The sequence below is a fragment of the Planctomycetota bacterium genome, from assembly GCA_038746835.1.
Classification (GTDB): domain Bacteria; phylum Planctomycetota; class Phycisphaerae; order Tepidisphaerales; family Tepidisphaeraceae; genus JBCDKH01.
In genome coordinates, this window is record JBCDKH010000291.1 from 1 (window position 1) to 2,875 (window position 2,875).

The following is a 2,875-nucleotide window of genomic DNA, read 5'->3' on the forward strand; positions in this document are numbered from 1 at the left end:
ACGGGCACCGTCATCGATCGCCCTGCCACCCTGCTGGCTCCGATCGAGCCGACGGACATCCTGTGCATCGGGCTCAACTACGCCGAGCACGCCAAGGAGACCAACAGCACGCCGCCGGAGCACCCGATGCTGTTCATCAAAAGCTCCAACGCGCTCGCCGGCCCCGATGCCGAGGTGACGCTGCCCGGCAACAGCACAAAGGTCGACTACGAGGCGGAGCTGGCTGTGGTCATCGGTCGCGACGCGAAAGACGTCAGCGAAGACGACGCGCTCGGTTACGTCCTCGGCTACACGATCGCCAACGACGTCTCCGCCCGCGACTGGCAAAAGGACGAGCACCTCAACGGCGGCCAGTTCGCCCGCGGTAAGAGCTTCGACGGTTTCTGCCCCCTCGGCCCCGCGATCGTCACCGCCGATGACATCGACGATCCGCAGTCGCTCGACATCTCGATCACGCTCAACGGCCAGACGATGCAACAGTCGAACACAAGCGACATGATCTTCAGCGTTCGCCAGATCGTCGCTTCGCTCAGCCGAACGATGACGGTGCGCGCCGGCTCGATCATCCTCACCGGCACGCCCAGCGGCGTCGGCGTCGCTCGCGATCCGCAGGTTTTCCTGAAGCCCGGCGACGAGACTGTCGTCCAGATCGACAAGCTCGGCTCGCTCACGACGCGATTCGTCTGAGCGAAATCCGTCATCCCGAGCGAGCATAGCGAGTCGAGGGACCTCGCCCGAAACCGCACTCCGAACAGGCGAGGTCCCTCGGCTTCGCTCGGGATGACGGATTAGCCAGCGAGCGTCACGCGACGCGTCGGGCCGGCATCGGCTTGAAGTCGCGCAGCCGTCCCAGCGCCGCCAAACCGCGCGAGAGTGGCCGGTCGGCGAGCGAGCGCTCCGCATGCCGACGACGCCAGCGCCGGCCCACGTGCCAGCGCCACATCGTGTTGACCGCGACGTACGTCGCCGATGCCGAGATGATGCCCAGGATCACGCCGCCCACGTAGATCGGGTAGAGCTGCGGCAGGTTCTCGAAAAGGAACTGACCCGTCACGACGAAACCGTCGATCAGCCCCGCGTCCATCGCTTCGCTCACGAGCGTGCCGAATCCGTCGACGCGTTCGGCGGGCGTGAGCGGCAGGCCGACCTCGTACGCGAGCCAAAAGCACGGCACCCACGTCAGCGGGTTGCTGACCCACGTGAAGGCCATCGCGATCGGGACGTTGCCCTTGCCCCAGACGGACATCAAGAACGCCCCAACGGTCTGCACTGGCGCACAGATCCACGCCCAGAACACCCCGCTGGCCGCACCGATGGCGGCCGAGTGTCGATTGACGTGCCACAGCCGCGGGTGCAGCAGCAGCGAACCGAACAGCGACAGCAGCGGGTTTCCCCCGTTGATGGCCCGTTTGACGGGAATCAGCTGGCGGAAGATACGTCGTGCCATCGCAGTGTCTCGTCGCCCTCCATGCCAACCTGCACGTCCCAACTACGCATCGGTTTTCCGCTCCTGACACGTTATGTCGCAGACGGTCCCATAGCGCTCGCGTGTGGTACGACCACGACGCGCGTTTGGTTGCAACGTGGCAACAAGTGGACACGTCATCGGGCGACGGTCGTCGGGAAACCTTTAGCCGCCCGCGTCAGCGGGCGCTCACCACGAACAGACGCGCCCGCTCACGCGGGCGGCTACGTCTCACAGATGGATCGCGCGCGACACACTCTTTTGGATCGCATTCATCGAAAGCTCTACGACGCTTTCCCGATCTCGCGAACCTGAACCTGCTGAAGCAGACGCTGCGCAACTGCGGGGTCCAGGTGACCCGCCGACGCGGTGGCGGCGTTGGCGGCGCCGCAGGCTGAGGCGAACCGGCACGCCTCGGGCACGTCAACGTCCTCGCTCAACCCCGCCGCCAGGCCGGCCGCGAAGGCGTCGCCGCTACCGATCGGACTCACCGCCTCGACGTGCGGCGTGGAGATGTCCCAGAACCGCACGCGACCCTCCTGCTCGCCACACAGCGTCGACCCGTCTCGGCCGCGTGTGCAGACGACCCAGCTCGCCCCGCGCTGCCGAAGCTGGTCCATCGCCTCGTGCAGCGCTGACTGCGAATCGACCGGGCGGCCGACCGTATTCGACAGCTCGCGACGGTTCGGCTTCACCACCGTCGGCCCGGCCTCCAGCGCGACGCTGAGCGGCGCACGGCGCGCGTCGAGCACCACCGGCACGTCCGCACCCTTGGCCAGCATCACCGCACGCAGATACAGGTCCTCGTCAAGGCCCGGCGTCAGCTTGCCGGAGATGACGAGGACCGATGTCTGCTTGAGCAGCTCGCCCAGGCGATTGAGCATCTGCTCGCCGACGTCGCGATCGAGCGGTGCGGGCTCTTCGACGAGCTCGGTCGTTTCGCGGCGTCGGCGATCGACGACGGAAATGCACTGCCGCGTCGGCGGCGCGACGTCGATCGCCTCCAGTGCCACGCCGGTCGTCGCGACGTCTTCGCGGTACGCCTGGCCTCGGTGTCCACCCAGCGGCACGAGCAATCGGACGTCGCGTCCGATGTGGCGCAGCACGCGGGCCGCGTTCATGGGTTTGCCGCTGGCGAAGTCGTGGACGCTGGTCGTTCGGTTGACGTCCCCCGCCACAACGCCGCCGTCGAAGATCATCGTCCTCTGAAGCGTGGGCGACGTTCCGAAGCAGAGGATCATGGGCGAAAACTAACAGAAGTTTCACGATCCGGGCAAGGTGCAGCAGCGGGTAGACGCGATGTCGCACGCAGCGCCACGAAGAAAAGCGGAAAAGAGCCTTGTGGTAGCTGCGGGGCTACGGCCCGCAGTCTGACGCATGTTGAGCGACCGCCAGACTGCGGGCCGTAGC

3 protein-coding genes are annotated in these 2,875 nt (G+C 66.6%); 1 reads left to right on the forward strand and 2 read right to left on the reverse strand.

What is annotated here, in order from left to right:
* Positions 1 to 687: fumarylacetoacetate hydrolase family protein (locus tag AAGI46_16700; GenBank protein ID MEM1013847.1), on the forward strand; the 687-nt coding region annotated here is incomplete at its 5' end.
* A 115-nt stretch (positions 688 to 802) separates the two neighbouring features.
* Here AAGI46_16700 and AAGI46_16705 read toward each other — a convergent pair.
* Together AAGI46_16705 and AAGI46_16710 are read right to left on the reverse strand one after the other, a co-directional pair.
* Complete coding sequence (locus tag AAGI46_16705; protein MEM1013848.1) at positions 803 to 1,447, reverse strand: DUF2062 domain-containing protein; 645 nt, start codon at positions 1,445 to 1,447, stop codon at positions 803 to 805.
* A gap of 302 nt (positions 1,448 to 1,749) precedes the next feature.
* The gene (locus AAGI46_16710) at positions 1,750 to 2,706 is read right to left on the reverse strand and encodes a hexose kinase (GenBank protein ID MEM1013849.1); all 957 of its coding nucleotides are present in this window, start codon (positions 2,704 to 2,706) and stop codon (positions 1,750 to 1,752) included.
* Positions 2,707 to 2,875: the final 169 nt, after the last annotated feature.